The sequence below is a fragment of the Stenotrophomonas maltophilia genome, from assembly GCF_001676385.1.
Classification (GTDB): domain Bacteria; phylum Pseudomonadota; class Gammaproteobacteria; order Xanthomonadales; family Xanthomonadaceae; genus Stenotrophomonas; species Stenotrophomonas maltophilia_J.
This window is the reverse complement of the sequence record NZ_LYVJ01000001.1, coordinates 13,564-36,076: the sequence shown is the minus strand read 5'-3', so window position 1 is coordinate 36,076 and position 22,513 is coordinate 13,564. Positions and strand designations below refer to the sequence as shown.

19 protein-coding genes and 2 tRNA genes are annotated in these 22,513 nt (G+C 65.7%); 4 read left to right on the top strand and 17 right to left on the bottom strand.

All coding sequences use genetic code 11. The features are described from left to right. Positions 1–19: 19 nt before the first annotated feature. The 5 genes from pheS to thrS all read right to left on the bottom strand — a co-directional run bounded on the left by pheS (position 20) and on the right by thrS (position 4,600). Positions 20–1,015: a phenylalanine--tRNA ligase subunit alpha gene (gene pheS / locus A9K58_RS00180; protein WP_065197407.1), complete on the bottom strand. Its 996-nt coding sequence runs from the start codon at positions 1,013–1,015 to the stop codon at positions 20–22. A 194-nt stretch (positions 1,016–1,209) separates the two neighbouring features. Continuing rightward, on the bottom strand, positions 1,210–1,569 hold the full coding sequence (rplT, locus tag A9K58_RS00175; RefSeq protein WP_017157120.1) for a 50S ribosomal protein L20: 360 nt from the start codon (positions 1,567–1,569) through the stop codon (positions 1,210–1,212). A 10-nt stretch (positions 1,570–1,579) separates the two neighbouring features. Further along, the gene (gene rpmI, locus A9K58_RS00170; RefSeq protein WP_005410436.1) at positions 1,580–1,777 is read right to left on the bottom strand and encodes a 50S ribosomal protein L35; all 198 of its coding nucleotides are present in this window, start codon (positions 1,775–1,777) and stop codon (positions 1,580–1,582) included. A 330-nt stretch (positions 1,778–2,107) separates the two neighbouring features. Then, positions 2,108–2,647: a translation initiation factor IF-3 gene (gene infC, locus A9K58_RS00165; RefSeq protein ID WP_081283944.1), complete on the bottom strand. Its 540-nt coding sequence runs from the start codon at positions 2,645–2,647 to the stop codon at positions 2,108–2,110. 48 nt (positions 2,648–2,695) lie between these two features. Continuing rightward, on the bottom strand, positions 2,696–4,600 hold the full coding sequence (thrS, locus tag A9K58_RS00160; RefSeq protein ID WP_065197405.1) for a threonine--tRNA ligase: 1,905 nt from the start codon (positions 4,598–4,600) through the stop codon (positions 2,696–2,698). Between the two features lie 427 nt (positions 4,601–5,027). Here thrS and A9K58_RS00155 point away from each other — a divergent pair, with 427 nt between their 5' ends. The 3 genes from A9K58_RS00155 to A9K58_RS00145 are packed head-to-tail and all read left to right on the top strand — an operon-like array spanning position 5,028 to position 7,157. Next, positions 5,028–5,324, top strand: coding sequence for a hypothetical protein (locus A9K58_RS00155; protein ID WP_065197404.1), 297 nt, complete (start codon positions 5,028–5,030; stop codon positions 5,322–5,324). Continuing rightward, the gene (locus A9K58_RS00150; protein ID WP_065197403.1) at positions 5,324–5,587 is read left to right on the top strand and encodes a hypothetical protein; all 264 of its coding nucleotides are present in this window, start codon (positions 5,324–5,326) and stop codon (positions 5,585–5,587) included. Before A9K58_RS00155 ends, A9K58_RS00150 begins: the two co-directional genes overlap by 1 nt. 10 nt (positions 5,588–5,597) lie before the next feature. Further along, entirely contained in the window at positions 5,598–7,157 is a 1,560-nt protein-coding gene (locus tag A9K58_RS00145) for a PepSY-associated TM helix domain-containing protein (RefSeq protein WP_065197402.1), read from the top strand. Between the two features lie 42 nt (positions 7,158–7,199). On the opposite strand, the gene A9K58_RS00140 is transcribed toward A9K58_RS00145, so the two are convergent. Then, on the bottom strand, positions 7,200–8,390 hold the full coding sequence (locus tag A9K58_RS00140) for a glycoside hydrolase family 18 protein (protein WP_065197401.1): 1,191 nt from the start codon (positions 8,388–8,390) through the stop codon (positions 7,200–7,202). A gap of 217 nt (positions 8,391–8,607) precedes the next feature. On the opposite strand from A9K58_RS00140, the gene A9K58_RS00135 reads away from it, so the two are divergent. After that, entirely contained in the window at positions 8,608–9,600 is a 993-nt protein-coding gene (locus A9K58_RS00135) for an outer membrane protein assembly factor BamD (protein WP_231109227.1), read from the top strand. Positions 9,601–9,721: 121 nt separating this feature from the next. Here the strand turns inward: A9K58_RS00135 and pnp are convergent, their stop codons facing one another. The 11 genes from pnp to A9K58_RS00080 all read right to left on the bottom strand — a co-directional run bounded on the left by pnp (position 9,722) and on the right by A9K58_RS00080 (position 22,498). Next, entirely contained in the window at positions 9,722–11,830 is a 2,109-nt protein-coding gene (pnp, locus tag A9K58_RS00130; RefSeq protein WP_065197399.1) for a polyribonucleotide nucleotidyltransferase, read from the bottom strand. A gap of 151 nt (positions 11,831–11,981) precedes the next feature. Then, a complete protein-coding gene (gene rpsO / locus A9K58_RS00125) occupies positions 11,982–12,242 on the bottom strand; it encodes a 30S ribosomal protein S15 (protein WP_065197398.1) in 261 nt (86 codons plus the stop codon). Positions 12,243–12,413: 171 nt separating this feature from the next. Beyond that, positions 12,414–13,322 (bottom strand): tRNA pseudouridine(55) synthase TruB, encoded by a 909-nt coding sequence (truB, locus tag A9K58_RS00120; RefSeq protein WP_065197397.1) that lies wholly within the window; start codon positions 13,320–13,322, stop codon positions 12,414–12,416. A 91-nt stretch (positions 13,323–13,413) separates the two neighbouring features. Further along, on the bottom strand, positions 13,414–13,797 hold the full coding sequence (gene rbfA / locus A9K58_RS00115; protein ID WP_065197396.1) for a 30S ribosome-binding factor RbfA: 384 nt from the start codon (positions 13,795–13,797) through the stop codon (positions 13,414–13,416). 129 nt (positions 13,798–13,926) lie between these two features. Further along, positions 13,927–16,566 (bottom strand): translation initiation factor IF-2, encoded by a 2,640-nt coding sequence (infB, locus tag A9K58_RS00110; RefSeq protein ID WP_065197395.1) that lies wholly within the window; start codon positions 16,564–16,566, stop codon positions 13,927–13,929. A gap of 92 nt (positions 16,567–16,658) precedes the next feature. Continuing rightward, positions 16,659–18,170 (bottom strand): transcription termination factor NusA, encoded by a 1,512-nt coding sequence (gene nusA / locus A9K58_RS00105; RefSeq protein ID WP_065197394.1) that lies wholly within the window; start codon positions 18,168–18,170, stop codon positions 16,659–16,661. A gap of 4 nt (positions 18,171–18,174) precedes the next feature. Beyond that, the gene (gene rimP / locus A9K58_RS00100; RefSeq protein ID WP_065197393.1) at positions 18,175–18,765 is read right to left on the bottom strand and encodes a ribosome maturation factor RimP; all 591 of its coding nucleotides are present in this window, start codon (positions 18,763–18,765) and stop codon (positions 18,175–18,177) included. A gap of 364 nt (positions 18,766–19,129) precedes the next feature. Next, positions 19,130–19,206 (bottom strand) — tRNA-Met (locus A9K58_RS00095). 83 nt (positions 19,207–19,289) lie between these two features. Continuing rightward, positions 19,290–19,366, bottom strand: a tRNA-Met gene (locus tag A9K58_RS00090). 126 nt (positions 19,367–19,492) lie between these two features. Beyond that, positions 19,493–20,953, bottom strand: a complete 1,461-nt coding sequence (gene nuoN, locus A9K58_RS00085; protein WP_065197392.1) for an NADH-quinone oxidoreductase subunit NuoN — start codon at positions 20,951–20,953, stop codon at positions 19,493–19,495. Positions 20,954–20,989: 36 nt separating this feature from the next. After that, positions 20,990–22,498, bottom strand: coding sequence for an NADH-quinone oxidoreductase subunit M (locus tag A9K58_RS00080; RefSeq protein WP_065197391.1), 1,509 nt, complete (start codon positions 22,496–22,498; stop codon positions 20,990–20,992). Positions 22,499–22,513: the final 15 nt, after the last annotated feature.

The following is a 22,513-nucleotide window of genomic DNA, read 5'->3' as shown; positions in this document are numbered from 1 at the left end:
GGCTCTGCATGGTTGAGGCTTACGCGAACTGTTTCAGGAACCGCACGTCGTTCTCGAAGAATGCGCGCAGGTCGTTGACCCCATAGCGCAGCATCGCGAAACGCTCCACGCCCATGCCGAAGGCGAAGCCCGTGTATCGCTCCGGATCGATGCCGACATTGCGCAACACGTTCGGGTGGACCATGCCGCAGCCGAGCACCTCCAGCCAGCGGGTGCTGCCATCGGGCTGCTGCCAGGCAATGTCCACTTCCGCGCCAGGCTCGACGAACGGGAAGTAGCTGGGGCGGAAACGCATTTCGAAATCACGCTCGAAGAAGGCGCGCACGAACTCGGCCAGGGTGCCCTTCAGGTCTGCGAACGTCGAGTGCTCGTCCACCAGCAGGCCTTCGACCTGATGGAACATCGGGGAGTGGGTCTGGTCACTGTCGCTGCGGTACACCTTGCCGGCGGCGATCATGCGCAGCGGCGGCGCGTGGTCGCCCATGTAGCGCACCTGCACGCCGGAGGTATGCGTGCGCAGCAGGCGGCCATCGCCGAAGTAGAAGGTGTCGTGCATGGCGCGCGCCGGATGGTGCGGCGGGAAGTTCAGCGCCTCGAAGTTGTGCCAGTCGTCCTCGATCTCCGGCCCTTCCGAAAGCTCGTAGCCCAGCCGGCCGAAGATGCCGGTGATGCGTTCCAGGGTGCGGGTGATCGGATGCAGGCCTGCGCGCTCGGCGCTGCGCCCCGGCAGGGTGACGTCGATGGCTTCAGCCGCGAGGCGCGCATCCAGTGCTGCGTCTTCCAGTAGCGCCTTGCGCTCGCCCAGTGCGCGGGTCAGCGCATCACGGGCCTGGTTGATGGCTTCACCGGCGGCCTTGCGCTCGTCTGCCGGGAGGGCGCCGAGCTGCTTGAGCTGCGATGTGATGGTGCCGCTCTTGCCAAGCAGAGCCACGCGCAGCTGCTCGAGCACGTCGGGGCTCTGCGCGGCGGCCACATCGGCCAGCGCCTGGGTGGTGAGGGATTGGATGTCGCTCATGGGGGGCCGGAACTCCAGTCGATCTGCCATCGCGATGCGCGAAGGGCCGACCCCTGTCGCCACCGTCGTTCCCGTGCGGCCACCGTGGCCGGCCGGGACCCAAAAAAAAAGATGGGGAAGGACTTGCGCCCTTCCCCATGCATTGCCTTGACCTGACACCGTTCCGAGTGAACGGTTACGGCATCGGGAAGGACTTATGCCGCCAGCGCGCCCTTGGCCTTCTCGGCCAGCGCTGCAAAGCCGGCTGCGTCGTGCACGGCGATGTCAGCCAGGACCTTGCGGTCCAGGGTGATGCCAGCCTTCAGCAGGCCGTTCATGAAGCGGCTGTAGCTCATGCCGTTGATGCGGGCAGCCGCATTGATGCGGGTGATCCACAGCGAGCGGAAGTTGCGCTTCTTCTGCTTGCGGCCGATGTAGGCGTACTGCTGCGCCTTGATGACCGCCTGCTTGGCAACGCGGAAGACCTTGCGGCGAGCGTTGTAGTAACCCTTCGCCAGGGTCAGGATTTTCTTGTGGCGGCGACGCGCCTGTACGCCACGCTTAACTCGTGCCATGTGTCAGTCCTCAGAGGTAGGGAAGCATGCGATCCAGACGGCCTGCGTCTTCTGCACGGACATGGCCCGTCTGACGCAGATTGCGCTTCCGCTTGGTCGCCTTCTTGGTGAGGATGTGGCTACGATTTGCGTGGCCGCACTTGTACTTGCCGGACGCGGTCTTGCGGAAACGCTTGGCCGCCGCCCGGTTGGTCTTGATCTTGGGCATTGCTATGTCCTTGATGATGTTTTTTTACTGACCAGGGCGGTGGCTTCGCCACACTTTCCGTCCGTGCCCTTGCCTGCTTCAAGCCCTGCCTCCCCGAGGGAGTGGGCCGGTCCTGTTGCCGCGTTCAATTAAAGCAAAGAAAACAGCACCCGGCGAACCGGGCCGCCCATTATGCCCGCCCTTCCCGGCCGATGCAAACCTTTGATCGGCGGGGAGTTGGATGGCCACATGCCTGGCGACGGCGCACACCCCATCTCACACCGGCCCGAGACCGGGCCGACGAAGAAAGCCGAGCACGGGCTCGGCTTTGCAGGGATGCGGCAGGGCGCCTTACTTCTTCTTCGGCGCGATCATCATCACCATCTGGCGCCCTTCCAGGCGCGGACGGGATTCGATGACGATGTCCTCGCCCAGATCGGCCTCGATCCGGTTGGCCATTTCACGACCCAGTTCCTGGTGGCTCATCTCACGGCCACGGAAACGGATGTTGACCTTGATCTTGTCGCCCTCTTCGAGGAAACCGCGCATCTTGCGCAGCTTGATCTGGTAGTCGCCCTCGTCCGTGACCGGACGGAACTTCACTTCCTTGATCTCGACCTGCTTGTTCTTCTTCTTGGCCTCGCTGGCCTTTTTCTGCGCTTCGAACTTGAACTTGCCGAAGTCCATGATCTTGCAGACCGGCGGATCGGCCTGCGGCTGGATTTCGACCAGGTCCAGGCCTTCATCTTCAGCCATGGACAGCGCTTCGTCGCGCGACAACACGCCGATCATTTCTCCGTCGCTGCCGATCACGCGGACGCGCGGCACACGGATTTCCTGATTCTTGCGGTTCTGTTTGTTGTCAGGGGTACTGATATTGCAATCTCCCAGAGGAATCGAACCGGCCTGCGCACCCGGTGGCGCGCGGGCCGGACCCTATCAAACCGCGTTCTCGGCCTGCAGCCGCGAGATGAAGGCCTCGACGCTCATGCTGCCCAGGTCCTCGCCGGAACGCGTGCGCACGGCAACCGCGCCGTTTTCCCTTTCGCGGTCGCCAACGACCAACAGGTACGGCACGCGCTGCAGCGTGTGCTCGCGAATCTTATAGCCGATCTTCTCGTTACGCAAATCGGCGATGACCCGGAAGCCTTGATCCGCAAGGGTTTTGCGAACCTGATCAACGTATTCAGCCTGGGCGTCGGTGATGTTGGCGACCACCACCTGGGTCGGCGCCAGCCAGACCGGGAACTGGCCGGCATGGTGCTCGATCAGGATGCCCAGGAAGCGCTCCATCGAGCCGACGATGGCGCGGTGCAGCATGACCGGATGCTTCCTCTGGCTGTTCTCGTCCACATACTCGGCGCCGAGGCGGCCGGGCATCATGAAGTCGACCTGCATCGTTCCCAGCTGCCAGGTGCGGCCGATGGCGTCCTTCAGGTGGTACTCGATCTTCGGGCCGTAGAAGGCACCCTCGCCCGGCAGTTCCTGCCACTCCACGCCGCAGGCACTCAGCGCCGAGCGCAGCGCGCCCTCAGCCTTGTCCCAGGTGGCATCGTCGCCCAAGCGCGATTCCGGGCGCAGCGCGATCTTGATCTGGATTTCCTCGAAGCCGAAGTGCCGGTAGACCGCCAGCGCCTGCTGGTGGAACGCATTCACTTCCGATTCGATCTGGTTTTCCGTGCAGAACACATGGCCATCGTCCTGGGTGAATCCGCGCACGCGCAGGATGCCGTGCAGCGCGCCGGAGGGCTCGTTGCGATGACAGGAGCCGAACTCACCGTAGCGGATCGGCAGGTCGCGGTAGCTGTGCAGGCCCTGGTTGAACACCTGGATGTGGCCTGGGCAGTTCATCGGCTTCAGCGCATAGGTGCGCTTCTCCGATTCGGTGAAGAACATGTTGTCCTTGAAGTTGTCCCAGTGCCCTGACTGCTTCCACAGCGTCACATCCAGCACCTGCGGGCAGCGCACCTCACCGTAGCCGGTGCTGCGGTAGACCTTGCGCATGTACTGCTCGACCACCTGCCACAGCGCCCAGCCCTTCGGGTGCCAGAACACCATGCCTGGCGCCTCCTCCTGCAGGTGGAACAGGTCCTGCTGCTTGCCGATGCGGCGGTGGTCGCGCATCTCGGCCTCCTCGATGCGCTTGATGTAGGCCTCCAGCTGCTTCTTGTCGGCCCAGGCGGTGCCGTAGATGCGCTGCAGCTGCTCGTTCTTCGCATCACCGCGCCAGTACGCGCCGGAAATGCGGGTCAGCTTGAAGGCCTTCAGGAAGCGCGTGTTCGGCACGTGCGGGCCGCGGCACATGTCCACGTACTCCTGGTGGTAGTACATCCCCATGGCCTGGATGTCATCGGGCATGTCCTCGATCAGGCGCAGCTTGTAGTCCTCGCCGCGGGCCTTGAAGATCTCGATCACTTCGGCGCGCGGGGTCATCTTCTTGATGACGTCGTAGTCCTGGGCGATCAGTTCGCCCATGCGCTTCTCGATCGCCGCCATGTCCTCCGGGGTGAACGGACGCTCGGAGTAGATGTCGTAGTAGAAGCCCTCGGCGATCACCGGGCCGATCACCATCTTCACGTCCGGGTACAGCTGCTTGACGGCGTGGCCGACCAGGTGGGCGCAGGAGTGGCGGATGATCTCCAGGCCCTCCTCATCCTTGGCGGTAATGATGCGCAGGCGGGCGTCGTGGTCGATGACGTCGCTGGCATCCACCAGCACGCCATCCACGGCGCCGGCGATGGTAGCCTTGGCCAGGCCGGCGCCGATCGACTGGGCGACCTCCATGACGCTGACGGGGTTTTCAAACTCGCGGCGGCTGCCGTCGGGAAGGGTAATGTTGATCATCGCAGTGGTTTCGTGCGGGCCCGCCGGGCGGGCTGGAAAGCGTTCCCGGGGCGGCGCCCGGGCAATAAAAAAGCGCCGCGAGGGCGCCTGGAACACAGGGCCTTCGGGGGCAGGTCAACAGGGGGCGGTGGTAGTGCTCATGTCGCACGCTCGGCCGGCGCTGGGCGCGGGCCACCTTGTTCCAGTCTGGATTCAGCGACGATCTTAAACCAGTGCAGGGCAAAGCCCAAGGCCCGCCATGCGGCCTGCTGAATGGCGCGTGCTGGCGGCGCGAAAACGCAATGATTACCATATCCATGCAGCCCGCCCCGTGCCAGCCTGCCCGCTTTCCCCAGGATCCCGTGATGCGCCACCCGCTCCGACCGGCTCCCGCCGGCCCCGCCCGTGCCCCGCGTTCGCCGGCCCGCTGCCACGGCGGCCGCCCGCGATGATCACCGTCGGCCTCTCCACGCTGGGCTTCTGCAGCCTGGGCATGCTCGCGGCGATGTTCTCCGCTCTGGCGTTCTATGCCGCCTCGCCACATTGCCGCTGGCCACGGCTGCGCCGCGCCGGACGCCTGGGCCGCCAGATTGGTCTGGTGGCTGCTGCGGCGGCGCTCTGGTTGTGGATGGCCGAACTGGGCTTTGCCGCTGGGCTGGTCGCCATGCTGTGCACGTGGATGCTGGCTGCGATGGTGCTGCCGGCACTGGCCGCCTGGCATCGCCCCGGCACGGGGTCACCCTGATGTGGCCACGTGCATTCGCCGCCATCCTGGCCGGCTTCCTGCTCGCGGCCGCCGCCACCGGCCTGCTGGCATGGTTGCCACCTGGCCCCTGGCAGCGTGCGCTGGTGCCGACCCTGATCGCCTTCATCCCGCTGTGGATGCTGGCTGCCCTCTGGGCATTCAGCTTCCGCAGCGCGCTGCGCGCCTGGCTGGTGCTGGGCGGCAGCGCCGCAGCCGGCTTCGCCGCGCTTGCACTGCTGCGCCTGGCAGGCGCGGTGCAATGAGATCCCCTCCATGAAGTTCAGCTCGCAGACCCTGCGCACGTTCACCACTCTGCACACCTGGGTCGGCCTGGTCGCCGGCTTCGGCCTGTTCGTGGCCTTTTATGCCGGTGCGCTGACCCTGTTCCACCACGACCTGCCGCGATGGCAGACGCCGGGTGCGGCCACCGCGCTTCCTGCCGGCCTGGACGACGCGCAGTACCTGCTCGAGGACGTGCTGGCCGCGCACCCGGAAGCACGCCGCCACGTCGGCATGACCTTTCCCGGCGCCGATCATCCACAGCCACTGGCGTACTGGCAGGCCGATGACGGCAGTTGGCGCTATGCCTGGCCGGGGCAGATCGCCGGCAGCCGGGCGCCGCCGCAGTCCGGACTGGCTGAACTGGTCAACGAACTGCATTACAGCCTCGGCCTGCCGGTCGCTGGCATCTACGTGATGGGCATCATCAGCCTGCTGTACGGAATGGCCCTGCTCAGCGGCCTGGTGATCCATCTGCCGAAGCTGCTGGGCGATCTGTTCGCGCTGCGCCCCGGCCGCAACCTCAAGCAGCTGTGGCAGGACGCGCACAACATCATCGGCGTGCTCAGCCTGCCCTTCCACCTGATGTATGCGGTCACCGGCGCCCTGCTCTGCCTGGTGTTCGTGCAGATGGCCCTGCTCAACCCGCTGATTTACGACGGCAAGGCCCTGCAGGCGGTTCCGACGGCGATGGATACCGCGCCGGTGCGCGAAGCTACAGGCATTCCTGCGCCACCAGGCAGTCTGCGCGTGCTGCATGCACGAGCGCTGGAGGTAGCCCGCGCACAGGGCGTGGCCAACTTCGAGCCGGCCTATCTGAAGCTCGCCAACGCCGGCGATGCCCACGCCACCATCGAGATCACCGGGGAATCCACCGGCACGCTCGGTCCGCTGGGCGCGGTGGCGCTGGACGTCGCCACCGGCGACGTGCTGGCGACCCAGCTGCCGGGCCAGCGCGATGCCAACCACGCCACGCTCAGCGCCACCTATGCCCTGCACTTCGGTGAGTTCGGCAACGGTGTGATGGTCTGGCTCTACTTCCTGCTCGGCCTTGGCGGTGCCTTCCTGTTCTACTCGGGCAACCTCTTGTGGATCGAGTCACGCCGCAAGCGGCGCCAGCCGCAGCAACCCCGCGCCGGCGCCAACATGGCGCGCGCCACGGTCGGCGTCTGCATCGGCCTGTGCGTGGCGATCTCGGTCGCGTTCGCCAGTGCCCTGGTGCTGGAGCGGCTGGCACCATCGGCTGTCGACCACGGCATCCGCTGGGCCTGTTTCGGCAGTTGGGCCGCCTGTGCGCTGTGGGCAGCGTTGCGTCGCCCTGCACAGGCGGCGCGTGAGCTGCTCTGGACCGCGGCGATCTGCACCGCACTGGTGCCGGTCCTGCATGGCGCGCTCAATGGCGACTGGCTCTGGCGTGCCGCCGCACAGGGTCACTGGTCCCTGTTCTGGGTCGATGCGATCGCGCTGGCGATGGCCTTCGGCTTCGCGCGTCTGGCCGTGGCCAGCCAGCGCCGCGCCCGCAACGGCGATCCCAACAGCGTCTGGGCCGATTGAGCCGGGCGCCGGGCTCAGCCCGGCGTCGTCGAGCCGCACCGATCAATCGCCGGCACGGACCTTGTGCCAGGGAGCGAGCATGGCGTTGAGCAGGCTGGCCTGTTCGTCGTCGCCGGTCAATTCCCACATGAACACGCCGGCCAGGCCCTGCTCGCGCGCGAACTGCGCACGCAGCCCGATCGAGCGCGGGTCTTCATAGCTGATAAAGATCTTCTGCGCGGCGTTGTACAGCCACGGGCTCTGCGCCTGCGGCTGCCAGTGTTTCGTCCAACCCGGCTGGTCCAGATAGCGCGCCTTGATCACCCGCCAATCGCCGGCATCGGCCGGTGCACTGTAGGCCTGGTACAGCCCATCCGGGGCATCGCCGGTGACCTTGAAGCCGCGCCCGTAGAACGGCACGCCCAGCACCAGCTTGCTGGCGGGCACACCGTGCTCGCGGTAGTACTGCACCGCGCCGGCGACGTTGTTCCAGCGCCGCAGCTCCGGCGCCAGCGGATCGGCCGGCACTTGATGCAAGGGCGCATTGAAGGTCGACACTGCCGAGAAGCCGGTGCCCATGTCGTAGCTCATCAGGTTGATGAAATCGAACACCTTCGCCAGCGCCGGCAGGTCATAGCTGGCCGCTGGATCGTAGGGGCCATCGGTCTGCAGGCGACCGGCGGCCAGCGCGGCAGTCAGCAGCATCGGCTGCCCCGTCTTGCGGCCGCGCGCATCGAGTGCCGCGCGGAAGGCCTGGGCAAGCCGGGTCAGGTTGGCGCGATCCTGCGGGCGATGCGCCAGCTCCTTCGGTCCGCCACTGACCGGGAATTCCCAGTCGATGTCCACGCCGTCGAAGCTGCCGGCATGGCGATCGAAGAACAGCGCCATGCACGAATCGACCAAGCGCTGGCGGCTGGCCTCGGTCAACGCTGCATCGGAGAACCCGCCCGCACCCCAGCCACCAATCGAGATCAGCGTGCGTAGATGCGGATGCGCCTTCTTGAGCTCAGCCAGCGCGGCGAAGTTCTTCGGCGCTTCCGTCCCGACCGTGCAGCGCCCGTCCTCGATGGTGGAGAACGCATAGAACAGATGCGTCAGGCGCTCGGCCGGAATGTTCGAGACCGGATAGCGCTCGGCCGAACCGCCGGGGTAGTAGGCGCCGAAGATGGGCGGCTGCACCGGCGCCGCGTGCACGGCGATGGGCAAGGCACCGGCAATCAGCACGGCAAGGACGGCCACGGTCTGGCGGAACATGGAGATCTCCCGGTTCGAAGGCGCCGCCACGTTAGCAAACGGATGGCCCCATGGGACGGATGTCGCGGCATGTCGTCCCGTGGACAGGCACGCCGCATCCCGTGACGACAGCGGGGCAGACATGCGATTGCCGTCATGCACTGCAGCAGGACACGCACCGACGCTGCCGCCCCATGCATCGGCTAAGGTAGCCGCAGACCTTCAAGCGCGCATGGACATGAGCACCGACTACGACAGTATCGACGACGGCGACCTGCTTGGCGACGAAACCCGCGACGACCGCGAGGCACTGGAGGCGCGCGCCTACGCCGCCTTCCGCGAAGGCGACCTGCAGCAGGCGGTGGCGCTGTTCGGCGAGCTGATCGCACTCGCTGCCGAAGTGCCGTACCTGCATTACATGCGCGGATTGGCACACAAGTACCTGCGCGACTGGGCTTCCTCACTGCAGGACAACCTGCAATCAGAACAGCTGCGCGGCGAGTTCGATGAAGCCACCGCGTGGAATGCCGGTATCGCCGCCACCGGCGTCGGTGACTGGGCCGAAGCACGCCGCCAATGGTCCCGCTGTGGCATCACCCTGCCCGAGGGCGAAGGCCCGATCGAGGGCAACTTCGGCGTGGCCTGCGTGCGCTTGGCACCGTGGTCCGACGCCGAAGTGGTGTTTATGAGCCGCATTGATCCGGTGCGTGCACGCATCGACAACGTACCGCTGCCTGAAAGCGGCTTCCGCTTCGGCGACATCGTGCTGCACGACGGGGCCTCGACCGGCCAACGTGCCTACGACGAGCGCCAGGTGCCGGTGTTCAATGCCATGCAGCGCCTGCAGCCATCGGACATGGCGACCTTCACCGTGTTCGTGCAGTGCGACTCGGCCGATGACATCGCTGCCCTGGAGGCCATCACGCTGCCCGGCATCGGCATGGTCGAGGACTGGACGGCCACCGTGCGCCGGCTGTGCCGCCGCTGCAGCTACGGCACGCCTCACCAGCATGGCGATGAGGCACCAGGTGAAGACCAATGGAGACGCGAACGTGACCTCGGCGTGGCCGCACAGGGCCGGGCCGCGGTGGAAAAGCTCATGGCGATGTGGGTTGCTGCAGCCCCCGGCCGCGTGCTGGAGGCCATCGAACAGCGCGAGCACCCGCTGAGTGACCCCGAGCCGGGCCAGGTGTGGTGGCTGGGAGAGGAGGAAGAAGGCGCGCAGGTGTAAGGACCAACGATCCTCGCCCACAGGATTCCAGGCAAAGAAAAAGCGGGCCGAAGCCCGCTTTTTCATTTGCGAAAGCGTGAGGACCAACGGTCCTCACCCACCGCACGATCAGCAGTACCGATTATTCGGCGGTGGCGCCTTCGCCTTCTTCCACAGCCTTCATCGACAGGCGGATGCGGCCCTGCTTGTCCACTTCCAGCACCTTGACCTTGACCACATCGCCCTCCTTCAGCTTGTCGCCGACCTTCTCGACGCGCTCGCTGGAGATCTGCGAGACATGGACCAGGCCGTCCTTGCCCGGCAGGATCGTGACGAACGCACCGAAGTCCATGATCTTGGCGACCTTGCCTTCGTAGATGCGGCCCGGCTCGACGTCCGAAGTGATCTGCTCGATGCGCGCCTTGGCAGCCTGGGCAGCGATGGCGTTGACCGAGGCGATGACGATGGTGCCGTCGTCCTGGATGTCGATCTGGGTACCGGTTTCCTTGGTGATGGCCTGGATGGTCGAGCCACCCTTGCCGATCACTTCGCGGATCTTGTCCGGGTGGATCTTGATGGTCAGCAGGCGCGGCGCGTAATCGGACAGCTCCGAACGCGGGGCGGTCAGGCCGTGGGCCATTTCACCCAGGATATGCAGGCGGCCAGCCTTGGCCTGCTGCAGGGCCTGCTTCATGATCTCTTCGGTGATGCCTTCGATCTTGATGTCCATCTGCAGGGCGGAGATGCCCTCGGCGGTACCGGCCACCTTGAAGTCCATGTCGCCCAGGTGATCTTCGTCACCCAGGATGTCGGACAGGACCACGAAGCGATCACCTTCCTTGACCAGGCCCATGGCGATACCGGCCACCGGCGCCTTCACCGGCACGCCGGCGTCCATCAGTGCCAGCGACGAGCCGCACACCGACGCCATCGACGAGGAACCATTCGACTCGGTGATCTCCGAGACGACGCGGATGGTGTACGGGAAGGTCTCCAGCGACGGCATCACGGCCAGCACACCACGCTTGGCCAGGCGGCCGTGGCCGATTTCGCGACGCTTGGGCGCACCGAAACGACCGCACTCACCGACCGAGAAGGGCGGGAAGTTGTAGTGGAACAGGAAGTTTTCCTTGTACTCACCGGCAACGGCGTCGATGACCTGCCCGTCACGGGCCGTGCCCAGGGTGATGGCCACGATCGCCTGGGTCTCGCCACGGGTGAACAGCGCCGAGCCGTGGGTACGCGGCAGCACGCCGGTCTTCACGGTGATCGGGCGGACGGTATCCAGCGCACGGCCATCGATGCGGACCTTGGTATCGAGCACCGAGTCACGCATGGTGCGGTATTCCAGCTCGCCGAATTCCTTCGACAGTTCGGCCGGGTTCCAGCCTTCGGCGGCGACGCGGCCAGCCAGTGCCTCGGTCACGTCCTTCTTGATCGCGGCGATGGCATCGCGGCGCTGCAGCTTGTCACGCACCTGGAAGGCTTCGCCCAGGCGCGGGCCGATGGCTTCCTTCAGCGCCGAGATCAGCGCTTCGTTCTTGGCCGGGGCTTCCCAGGTCGACGGCTTGGTGCCGGCTTCGACGGTCAGCTCGTTGATCGCGTTGATGACCTTCTGCATTTCGCGGTGGCCGAAGGTCACGGCGCCCAGCATCACGTCCTCGGACAGCAGCGCGGCTTCCGATTCCACCATCAGCACGGCATTGGAGGTACCGGCGACAACCAGTTCCAGCTGGGAGTCGGCCAGTTCGCTGACGGTCGGGTTCAGGATGTATTCGCCGTTCTTGTAGCCAACCTTGGCGGCGCCGATCGGGCCCATGAACGGGGTACCCGCCAGGGCCAGGGCGGCCGAAGCGCCGATCAGGGCCGGAATGTCACCGTCCACTTCCGGATTCAGCGACATCACCGTGGCGATGATCTGCACTTCGTTCTTGTAGTCTTCCGGGAACAGCGGGCGGATCGGACGGTCGATCAGACGCGAGATCAGGGTTTCCTTCTCGGTCGCACGGCCTTCGCGCTTGAAGAAACCACCGGGGATGCGACCGCCCGCGTAGAACTTCTCCTGATAGTCGACGGTCAGCGGGAAGAAGTCCTGGCCTTCGCGCGCGCTCTTGGCGGCGACGGCAGTGACCAGCAGCACGGTGTCGTCCATCTTGACGATGACGGCGCCACTGGCCTGGCGGGCGATTTCGCCGGTCTCAAGCGTGACGGTGTGCTTGCCGTACTGGAAGGTTTTGGTGATTTTTGCCACGGAGGGTGTCCTTGGGAATGCTGTCTGCGAATTTGGACCGTCGGCGACCCTTGCCGCCAGCGGGTGGCCGGATCGTTCCGGCCTGAATCGGGGATTGCGATGCTACAAAACAAAACCGCGGCGCATCGCTGCGCCGCGGGGGATTCGTTGCTTAGCGACGCAGGCCAAGCTTCTCGATCAGGGCCTTGTAACGCTCGACGTCCTTCTTCTTCAGGTAGTCGAGCAGGCTGCGACGGCGGTTGACCATCTGCAGCAGGCCGCGGCGGCTGTGGTGGTCCTTCTTGTGGGTCTTGAAGTGACCGGTCAGCAGTTCGATGCGGGCGGTCAGCAGGGCGACCTGGACTTCCGGGGAACCGGTATCTGCGGCGCTGCGCTTGTTTTCTTCAATGACCTTCTGGGTGTCGATCGACATGTCTTTTTCTCGATGATGCGTGGCCGGCAGGAACGCGCTTCGCGCACCGCCAGGCTCGCCGTGGACTACAGGGGTGAAACCTGCGCGTGGCAGGCTGCCGGAAAACGGCCGCGAAATTGTAACGGCCGGGGGCTTCCGGGACAAGGACCGGGCTGAACCGCCCCACCCCGGTCAGAGGTTGAAACGCCGCTGCGGGGCAAGCAGACCGCTTTCGTCGACCTGGCCCAGGCCCTGGACAGCATCGTCCGGGCCAAACACCGCCACCAGGCCGTGCGGCCAGCCCACGCCGCGCTGGCGCTGGCCCATGCAGAAGCGCTGGACCTGTCCGGCATCCAGGTCGACGCGGGGGTAGCCGGCCAGCCCGGCGGCCAACGGCAGCAACAGTGCCTCCATGCCTGCCTCGTCGCCGGCCTCGGCCATCGCCCGCAGCTGGTCCAGAGTGACCATCGCCGGTTCATGGAACGGCTCGACCCACAGCCGCCGCAGCGCGCTGATATGGGCGCCGCAGCCGAGCCTCTCGCCGAGGTCCCGGGCCAGGCTGCGGATATAGGTCCCCGAGCCGCAGGTCACGCGCAGGCGCAGCCGCTCCGGCTGCTGCTCCAGCACCTCGATGGCATGCACCTGGACCTCGCGCTCGGGGGCCTCGATGGTCTCGCCACGACGGGCCTTCACATACAGCGGCTCACCGCCCTGCTTCAGCGCCGAATAGATCGGCGCCCGCTGGCGGATGCTGCCGGTCAGGGGCGCGAGCGCTTCCCGCAGGGCTTCGGCACTGATCACCGGGACCGGGCGCCGCAACAGCACCTGCCCTTCGGCATCGTCGGTATCGGTGGTCTGGCCGAGCACGATCCCGGCGTCATAGGCCTTGGCCGAGCCCAGCAGCAGGCCGGCGATCTTGGTCGCCTCGCCGAAGCACAGTGGCAGCAGGCCGGTGGCCAGGGGATCAAGGCTGCCGGTATGCCCGCCCTTCTCGGCACGGAACAGGCGGCGCGCCACCTGCAGGGCGGCGTTCGAGCTCATGCCGGTCGGCTTGTCGAGCAGCAGGATGCCATCCAGGCGGCGGAACTGAATTCGGGTCATGACAGGATTGTGTAGCGCCGAGCCATGCTCGGCTTCCGCAGCGATGCGCGAGAGCAAAAGCAGCCGAGCATGGCTCGGCACTACCGGAGGCTTATTCTTCGCCGCTCTCGCGACGTTTCTCTGCGGCCGCCGTATCGGGCAGGTCACGCAGCAGGTTGTCGATGCGTTCACCGCGATCAACCGAGTCGTCGTAATGGAAGTGCAGCTCGGGCACGTGGCGCAGCTTCATCGCCCGCGCCAGGTCCATGCGCAGCTGCTTGCCCAGTTCCTTCAGGCCGGCAACGGCCTCGGCGGAACGCTCGGGCATCAGCGCGGTGACGAACACCTTGGCATGGGCCATGTCACGGGTGATTTCCACGTCGGACACGCTCACCGAGGGCAACCCGTGCTCGCGCACGGCGTTGTGCACCAGGGTGCCGAGTTCACGGCGCAGCTGGGCGGAGACACGGTCGGTTCGATGGAAAGTCTTGGGCACGAGGGGCTCTTGATTCAGTTCTCGCCCGACCAACGGTCGGGCTCTACCTTTGATTCGATTGTCGCCCGACCAACGGTCGGGCTCTACATCATGGTAGGGCCCGACCGTCGGTCGGGCCACAGTTCAGCATCACAGGGTGCGCGGCACTTCGATGCGCTCGAAGCACTCGATCTGATCACCCGGCTTGACGTCGTTGTAGGCCTTCACGCCGATACCGCATTCGGTACCGTTGCGGACTTCTTCGACGTTTTCCTTGAAGCGGCGCAGCGACTCCAGCTCGCCTTCGAACACCACCACGCTGTCGCGCAGGACACGGATCGGCTTGCTGCGCTTGACCACGCCCTCGATGACCATGCAGCCGGCGACGGCGCCCAGCTTGGAGCTGCGGAAGACGTCACGGACCTCGGCGATGCCGATGATCTCTTCGCGGATTTCCACGCCCAGCAGGCCGGACGCCACCTGCTTCACCTGATCGATCACGTCATAGATGATCGAGAAGTAGCGCAGATCCACGCCGTTGGACTCGATGATGCGGCGGGCCGAAGCGTCCGCACGCACGTTGAAGCCGATGACGGTAGCCTTCGACGCGGCCGCCGAGTTGGCGTCCGACTCGGTGATACCACCCACGCCGGAGTGGATCACGTTGATGCGGATGTCGTCGTTGGACAACGCGACCAGTGCCTGGCTCAGCGCCTGCACCGAACCCTGCACGTCGGCCTTGATGACCAGGTTGAGGACCTGCTGGCCCTCGCCCTTACCCAGGGTCGCCATGATGTCTTCCATGCGGCTGCCCGCGGTGGCGACCAGGCGCGATTCACGGCGCTTGGTCTCACGCTGCTGGGCAACGTCCTTGGCCAGGCGCTCATCCTCGACGACCACGAAATCGTCACCGGCCTCCGGCACGCCGGACAGGCCCAGGACCTGAACCGGGATGGACGGGCCGGCGAACTCCGGCTGCTTGCCGGTTTCGTCGAACAGTGCCCGCACGCGGCCGTACTGCACGCCGCACACCAGGTAGTCACCCTTCTTCAGGCGGCCCTGCTGAACCAGCACGGTGGCGACCGGGCCACGGCCCTTGTCCAGCGCCGACTCGATCACCACGCCCGAGGCGCGGCCTTCGTCGACGGCCTTCAGTTCCAGCAGTTCAGCCTGGATGGAAATGGCATCCAGCAGGTCGTCGATACCCAGGCCGGTCTTGGCCGAGATCTCCACCATCTGGGTGTCACCACCGAAGTCTTCGGCCACGACCTGCTCGGACAGCAGTTCGTTCTTGACCCGCATCGGGTCGGCGTCGGACTTGTCGATCTTGTTGATCGCCACGATCAGCGGCACACCCGCCGAACGGGCGTGCTGGATCGCTTCCTTGGTCTGCGGCATGACGCCGTCGTCGGCGGCCACGACCAGTACCACGATATCGGTCAGCTTGGCGCCGCGGGCACGCATCGAGGTGAACGCAGCGTGGCCCGGGGTGTCCAGGAAGCTGATCACGCCCTTCGGCGTATCTACATGGTAGGCACCAATGTGCTGGGTGATGCCGCCGGCCTCGCCGGTGGCGACCTTGGTGCGGCGGATGTAATCCAGCAGCGAGGTCTTGCCGTGGTCGACGTGGCCCATGATGGTGACCACCGGCGGACGCTGCACGGCTTCGCCCTGGTCTTCGCCGGTGGCGGCCAGCAGTGCGTCTTCGGCGTCGTTGTCGTTGGCGCGGATCGCCTTGTGGCCGAGCTCCTCGGTCACCAGCACAGCAGTGTCGTGGTCGATGGACTGGGTGATGGTGGCCATCACGCCCATCTTGAACAGCGCCTTCACCACCTCGCCGCCCTTCAGTGCGAGCTTCTGCGCCAGATCGGCCACCGTGATGGTGTCACCGATGGCGACTTCACGCACGACCGGCGCGGTCGGGCGCTCGAACGCATGCGAACCGGCATTGCCACCGCCGCGCGCATCGCGCCGCCCCGGCGCCGGACGGCTGCCCGGACGACCGCGGGTGTTGCTGCTGTTGCCGCGGCGAGCACGATCGGCCGCCGACAGGTGCATCTGGCCGGAGAAGCGATCGCCCGAGCCACGCTCCGGACGGGCATTACGGCCGCTACGGTCCTCCGAACGCGGCGACGCAGCGCCCCGCGACGGGCCACCGGCATCGGCGGCAGACGGGCGCGCGGCACGCGGCGCCGCCGGCGCAGCGTCGGCGGCACGCGTGGCCGGACGGCTGGCGGCTTCCTGCTCGGCACGCCGGGCGGCTTCGGCAGCCTCGGCGGCCGCCTTCTTCTCGGCCTCGGCACGTTCGCGTGCGGCGAGTTCCTCTTCGCGCTTGCGCGCGATCTCCTCGTCACGCAGGCGGTCCTTCTCCGCCAGCGCCTTCTGCTCGGCGAGGTTGCGCTGGCGCGACTCCTCCAGCTTGCGCAGGATGTCGGCACGCTCCTCGTCCGGGGTCATCGGGCGACCACCATCGGCCTTGACGTAGGTGCGCTTCTGGCGCACCTCGACATTCACGGTCGTCTTGCTGCGACCGGAATTGACCGTCACTTCCTGCTGCTTGCGGCGGTTGAGCGTGATCTTCTTCGACGCCTGATCAGTCTCTTCCGGGCCCTGCTCGGGCTTGCCGTGCGAACGACGAAGGAAGCCCAGGAGCTTCACCTTCTCGGTGCTGGTCACGACCTGGTCGGGACCGCTGAACTTCATGCCGGCACCGGCCAGCTGTTCCAGCAGTTTTTCGACCGGCGTGTTGACCAGCTCGGCAAGCTTGCGGATGGTGGTTTGCTGCGACATTCGGATCCTATGATCTTGTGGGCGCTCCCCCGCATCTGGAGGTGGCGCGGATTCTACGCCCTGAGCGGCTCAGGGCCCTGTTCATTGCCGGCTCATTCGCCGCGTTCCAGTCGGGCGATCTCCTCGGCACGGGCGGCCAGGATCAGCGCGGCGGCGCGCTCCTGGTCCAACCCTTCAATGCCGAAGTCCATGACCTCGTCGGCGGCCAGGTCGGACAGATCTTCGCTGGTACGCACGCCGTGGCCGGCCAGCGCGTAGGCAGTGGCTTCGTCCATGCCCTTCAGGGCGAGCAGGTCCTGCGCCGGCTGGCCGTCTTCCAGGCCTTCCTCGACCGCCAGGGCCTCATTGAGCAGCGCATCGCGGGCACGGGCGCGCAGCTCTTCGACGATGTCTTCGTCGAAACCTTCCACCGCCAGCAGCTCACCGACCGGGACATAGGCGATTTCCTCGACAGTGCCGAAGCCCTCGCTGACCAGGATGCCGGCGATTTCCTCGTCCACTTCCAGCTTGTCCATGAACAGCTGGCGGGCCGCTGCCTGTTCGGCTTCCGACTTGGCAGTGACCTGGTCCTGGGTCATCACGTTGAGCTGCCAGCCGGTCAGGCGGCTGGCCAGGCGCACGTTCTGGCCACCCTTGCCGATGGCCTGGGCCAACCGGTCTTCGGCAACGGCCAGGTCCATCGAGTGCTTGTCTTCATCGACGATGATCGACTGCACTTCGGCCGGTGCCATCGCGTTGATGACGAAGTTGGCCGGGTTGTCGTTCCACAGCACGATGTCCACGCGCTCGCCATTGAGCTCGTTGGACACTGCCTGCACGCGCGAACCACGCATGCCGATGCAGGCGCCGATCGGATCGGTGCGCTGGTCGTGGGCGAGCACGGCGATCTTGGCGCGGTCGCCCGGGTCACGGGCGCAGGCCTTGATTTCCACCAGGCCCTGGCCGACTTCCGGCACTTCCAGCTTGAACAGCTCGATCATGAACTCCGGAGCGGCGCGGCTGATGAACAGCTGCGGGCCACGCGGCTCCGAACGCACTTCAGCCAGGTAACCGCGCACGCGGTCACCGGCACGCAGCACGTCGCGCGGAATGCCCTTGTCCTTCGGAATGAAGCCTTCGGCGTTGCCGCCCAGATCGACATAGATGTTGCCACGTTCGGCGCGCTTGACCACGCCGGTGATCAGCTCGCCGACGCGATCCTTCCACGCATCCACCACCTGCTGGCGCTCTGCTTCGCGCACGCGCTGCACGATGACCTGCTTGGCGGCCTGGGCAGCAATGCGGCCGAAATCCGGGTTCTCGATCTGCTCTTCGATGTAATCGCCGACTTCCACGCCTTCAGCTTCCTCGACGGCATCCATCAGGCGGATCTGGCGGTCCGGCGACTCCATGACCACGTCATCGGCCACCACTTCCCAGCGGCGGAAGGTTTCATAGCTGCCATCCTTGTGGTCGATGACCACGCGGGTCAGCACTTCCTCGTCGGGATAGCGCTTCTTCGCTGCCGAGGCCAGCGCGGCCTCGATGGCATCGAAGATCACTTCACGCGGTACGCCCTTCTCGTTGGCGACCGCGTCGACTACCAGCAACAGTTCCTTGCTCATTGGCTCACTCCGCGCGCGGCTTCTTTGCCGCCGGCTCGTTGGAAGAAGAATTCGTGTTCGGCTTCGGACGCTTCGGTGCCGGACCGGTCGGCTTGCTCGGGGCCAGCCCCAGCGCCACCCAGTCGGGCATGATCCGTGCCTTGTCGATGTTGTCGGCCGACACCACCACTTCGGTCTTGTCGACGATGAAGGTGATGGTACCTGCGGCCTCGTCGATCGCCTCGATACGGCCCTGCAGGCGACGGCGGTTGTCCTGCGGCAGCTTCAGCGTGACCTTGGCCGATTCACCCTGGTGGCGAGCAAACTGCTCGAGGTTGAACAGCGGGCGGTCCACGCCCGGCGAGGACACTTCCAGCGTGTAATTGCCGCTGATCGGGTCCTCGACGTCCAGCTGCGCCGACACCTCGCGGCTGACCCGCTCGCAGTCGTCGACATTGATGATGCGCTCGGGCTGTTCAGCCAGCGGTACGTCGATGTAAAGGCGCAGGGTCGCACCACCGGGGGCCGGCAGATACTCAACGCCCAGCAGCTCCAGGCCCAGCGACACTACGGTCGGGGCGAGCAGATTCGCGATGTCGGTTGCCTTGTCGCTCACAGCCTGCCTTGATCTCTTGGTTGGGTGCCGGCCTCGGCCGGCGTGGAAACATGAGGCCCCGAAACGACAAAGGGCCCGTTGGGCCCCTTTTCCGGAAAGACTCCGGTGACTGGATTCCGGTTGCGGCCCGGCACTGCGTGCCGGTCGCGGCCCTCCCTCCGGATCGGGCCTCCCTCGGGGAAGCCGCCTTCAGGGGTACTGCTAGGCCGATGATGATAGCGGCTGCACCGCGCTGGTGCAAGGTGCGGGCCCGGGTCAGATCACTTTCCCGTGGCGGAGGGCTCTGACCCCAACCAGGCGGAAACGACCCGGACTCCAAAGAAAAACGCCCCCGAAGCAATACTCCGGAGGCGATCTCTTTACTTGGTAGCGGGGGCAGGATTTGAACCTGCGACCTTCGGGTTATGAGCCCGACGAGCTGCCAGACTGCTCCACCCCGCATCAGAAGCGGAATTATGAGTGATAGCCCCAAAACATGCAAGCTTTCCCTCATTCACCGAACCGGTTGGCGCCGATCGCGGAGTTGGTAGCGGGGGCAGGATTTGAACCTGCGACCTTCGGGTTATGAGCCCGACGAGCTGCCAGACTGCTCCACCCCGCACCGGAAGTGCTTGAACTGCTGCCCGACCCTTACCGGGGGGCTATCGCAACGAAATTCTGGCTGAACCGCTGCGACGACAACTCAGGCTGCGCATATTACACGAATCGCGCAGCTTTGTGTCAACTTTCACGCAAGATGCGCAAATGCCTGCTGGCACCAGACCATGATCGGGTTCCAGGCAAGGCCCAGCGCCAGCAGCGCCAGCGCGTTCACGCCCAGCACCAGGCCCAGCACGCGGTCGTTGCTGCGGGGCATGGCCTCGCCCACCGGCTCATCGAAGTACATGACCTTGATGACGCGCAGGTAGTAGAAGCAGCCAACCACCGCGCATACCACGCCAAGAATGGCCAGCCACAGCAGGCCGCCGTTGACGGCGGCACCCAGCACCGCCAGCTTGGTCCAGAAGCCCAGGAACGGCGGAATGCCAGCCAGCGACGCCATGATGCACAGCACTAGGCCGGCCATCCACGGGTTGCGGGCATTGAGGCCCTTGAAGTCTTCGATGTTCTCGGCCTCGAAACCCGCACGCGACAGCGCGATGATCGCGCCGAAGGCGGCGGTGGACATGATCGCGTAGGCCAGCGCGTAGAACAGCGCGGCGGCATAGCCCTGCGAACCGCCACCGGCAATGCCCATCAGCAGGAAGCCGATGTGCGAGACGGTGGAGAACGCCAGCATGCGCTTGAGGTTGCTCTGCGCGATGGCCATCAGGTTGCCGATCACCAGCGAGACCGCCGCCAGGCCGGCAATCAGCAGCTGCAGTTCGGTCGACAACGGGCCCACGCCCATTTCCAGCAGTCGGTAGGCCATGCCGAAGGCCGCCAGCTTGGGCGCCGAGCTGATGAACAGTGCAATCGGTGCCGGAGCACCCTGATACACGTCCGGCAGCCACATGTGGAACGGTGCAGCACCCAGCTTGAAGCCGACGCCGGCGATCATGAACACCGCACCGGTGACCAGCAGCACGCGCTCTTCCGAGTGCGGGATGGCCTCACGGATGACGTCCAGGTGCAGGCTGCCGGTGGCGCCGTAGATCAGCGACATGCCGTACAGCAGCAGGCCCGAGGCCAGCGAACCCAGCACGATGTACTTCATCGCCGCTTCCGAGGCCAGGCCGCTGTCGCGGTTGCTTGCGACCAGGGCGTAGGAGCACAGCGCCAGCAGTTCCAGGCCCAGGTAGACCATCAGCAGGCTGCCGGCCGAGACCAGGATCATCATGCCCGCAGTGCCGAACAGGATCAGCACCGGGATCTCGCCCTGGAACAGATCGCGGTCACGCAGGTAGCGCCAGCCATAGACCAGGGTCAGGCCGCTGAGCAGCACGATCCCGGTCTTCATCACGTCCGCGGCGGTATCGCGCACGAACATGCCATGGAAGACCTCCCCCTGCCCGCCCACGCCGGTAGCCAGCATGAACAGCACCACGGCCAGTGCAGCGAGCGAGAACAGATGGGTGACGATCTTGTTCCGGTTGCTGACGAACAGGTCGAGGATCATCAGGGCGAAGGCGCTGCCGATCAGCACCAGCTCGGGGGCGAGCGGCGGCAGGTCAGCGGCGGTCAATGGCAGCAGCGGCGAGGTGGTCATTATCAAATCCTGGAATCAATTCGCTGTTGGGCCCGGTCAGAGCAGCTTGCTGGAGGCGATCTGCATGGCCAGCTTTGCGATCGAGGGCTCCATCAGGTCGGTCAGCGGCTTGGGGTAGATGCCCAAGGCCAGCACGCCGATGGCGAACACGCCCAGCACCAGCCATTCGCGGCCGTTGATATCCTTCAGTTCGGCGACATGGCCATTGGCCACTTCGCCGAAGAAGATGCGCTTGTACAGCCACAGGGTGTAGGCGGCGCCGATGATCAGGGTGGTGGCCGCGCCGAGCGCAATCCACGGGTTCCGCTGGAAGGCCGACAGGATGACCATGAACTCGCCGACGAAACCACTGGTGCCCGGCAGGCCCGCGTTGGCCATGAAGAACAGCATGGCGAAGGTCGCGAACCACGGCATGACATTGACCACGCCGCCGTAATCGGCGATGCGGCGGCTGTGCATGCGGTCGTACAGCACGCCGACGCAGGAGAACATCGCACCGGACACGAAGCCGTGCGAGATCATCTGCACCATCGCACCCTGCAGGCCCAGACGGGCCGCATCGGCATTGCCGGCCTCACGCACCAGCCACAGGGCAATGAAGGTGCCCAGGGTGACGAAGCCCATGTGCGCGATCGACGAATAGGCGATCAGCTTCTTCATGTCGTCCTGCACCAGGGCGACCAGGCCGACGTAGATCACCGCGATCAACGACAGCGCGATCACCAGCCAGGCCCATTCCTGGGAGGCATCCGGCACGATCGGCAGATTGAAGCGCAGGAAACCGTAGCCACCGATCTTCAGGGCGATGGCCGCCAGGATCACCGAACCGGCGGTCGGTGCTTCCACGTGGGCATCCGGCAGCCAGGTGTGGACCGGGAACATCGGCACCTTGACCGCGAAGGCGATCAGGAAGGCGAAGAAGATCCAGGTCTGCTCCTTGGCCGACAGCGGCAGCGCGTACAGGTCGGCCAGCTGGAAGCTGCCGCCCTTCAGGTACAGGTAGATCAGCGCCACCAGCATCAGCACCGAGCCGAGGAAGGTGTACAGGAAGAACTTCAGCGCGGCATAGATGCGGCGGGGACCGCCCCAGACACCGATGATCAGGAACATCGGGATCAGCATCGCCTCGAAGAACACGTAGAACAGCATCGCGTCCGTTGCGGCGAAGATGCCGACGGTGACGCCTTCCAGGATCAGGAAGGCCGCCACGTACTGGTTCACGCGCTTGTCGATGGCGCTCCAGGCACCGATCAGGGCAAGCACGCTGACCAGGGTGGTCAGCAGGATCAGCGCCACGGCAATGCCGTCCACGCCCAGGTTGTAGCCGATCTTGTACGCCGGGATCCAGGCATGGGTCTCGACGAACTGCAGACCGTCGATGCCCGCGTTGTAGCCGCTCAGCAGCGAGAGGCTCGCCACGAACGTCAGCACCGCTACGCCCAGCGACGCCCAGCGGGCGGTCTGCGCATCACGGATCGCAAGGATCAGGGCGCCACCGATGATCGGCAGCCAGATGAGGACACTGAGTAGGGGCCAGTTCGACACGTCTTCTTATTCCGT

What these genes read in the sequence shown, in the direction of transcription:
- pheS (WP_065197407.1), bottom strand. Translation starts at nt 1,015, where the DNA reads ATGAGCGACATCCAATCCCTCACCACCCAGGCGCTGGCCGATGTGGCC.
- rplT (WP_017157120.1), bottom strand. Translation starts at nt 1,569, where the DNA reads ATGGCACGAGTTAAGCGTGGCGTACAGGCGCGTCGCCGCCACAAGAAA.
- rpmI (WP_005410436.1), bottom strand. Translation starts at nt 1,777, where the DNA reads ATGCCCAAGATCAAGACCAACCGGGCGGCGGCCAAGCGTTTCCGCAAG.
- thrS (WP_065197405.1), bottom strand. Translation starts at nt 4,600, where the DNA reads ATGATCAACATTACCCTTCCCGACGGCAGCCGCCGCGAGTTTGAAAAC.
- A9K58_RS00155 (WP_065197404.1), top strand. Translation starts at nt 5,028, where the DNA reads ATGATCACCGTCGGCCTCTCCACGCTGGGCTTCTGCAGCCTGGGCATG.
- A9K58_RS00150 (WP_065197403.1), top strand. Translation starts at nt 5,324, where the DNA reads ATGTGGCCACGTGCATTCGCCGCCATCCTGGCCGGCTTCCTGCTCGCG.
- A9K58_RS00145 (WP_065197402.1), top strand. Translation starts at nt 5,598, where the DNA reads ATGAAGTTCAGCTCGCAGACCCTGCGCACGTTCACCACTCTGCACACC.
- A9K58_RS00140 (WP_065197401.1), bottom strand. Translation starts at nt 8,390, where the DNA reads ATGTTCCGCCAGACCGTGGCCGTCCTTGCCGTGCTGATTGCCGGTGCC.
- A9K58_RS00135 (WP_231109227.1), top strand. Translation starts at nt 8,608, where the DNA reads ATGAGCACCGACTACGACAGTATCGACGACGGCGACCTGCTTGGCGAC.
- rpsO (WP_065197398.1), bottom strand. Translation starts at nt 12,242, where the DNA reads ATGTCGATCGACACCCAGAAGGTCATTGAAGAAAACAAGCGCAGCGCC.
- truB (WP_065197397.1), bottom strand. Translation starts at nt 13,322, where the DNA reads ATGACCCGAATTCAGTTCCGCCGCCTGGATGGCATCCTGCTGCTCGAC.
- infB (WP_065197395.1), bottom strand. Translation starts at nt 16,566, where the DNA reads ATGTCGCAGCAAACCACCATCCGCAAGCTTGCCGAGCTGGTCAACACG.
- nusA (WP_065197394.1), bottom strand. Translation starts at nt 18,170, where the DNA reads ATGAGCAAGGAACTGTTGCTGGTAGTCGACGCGGTCGCCAACGAGAAG.
- nuoN (WP_065197392.1), bottom strand. Translation starts at nt 20,953, where the DNA reads ATGACCACCTCGCCGCTGCTGCCATTGACCGCCGCTGACCTGCCGCCG.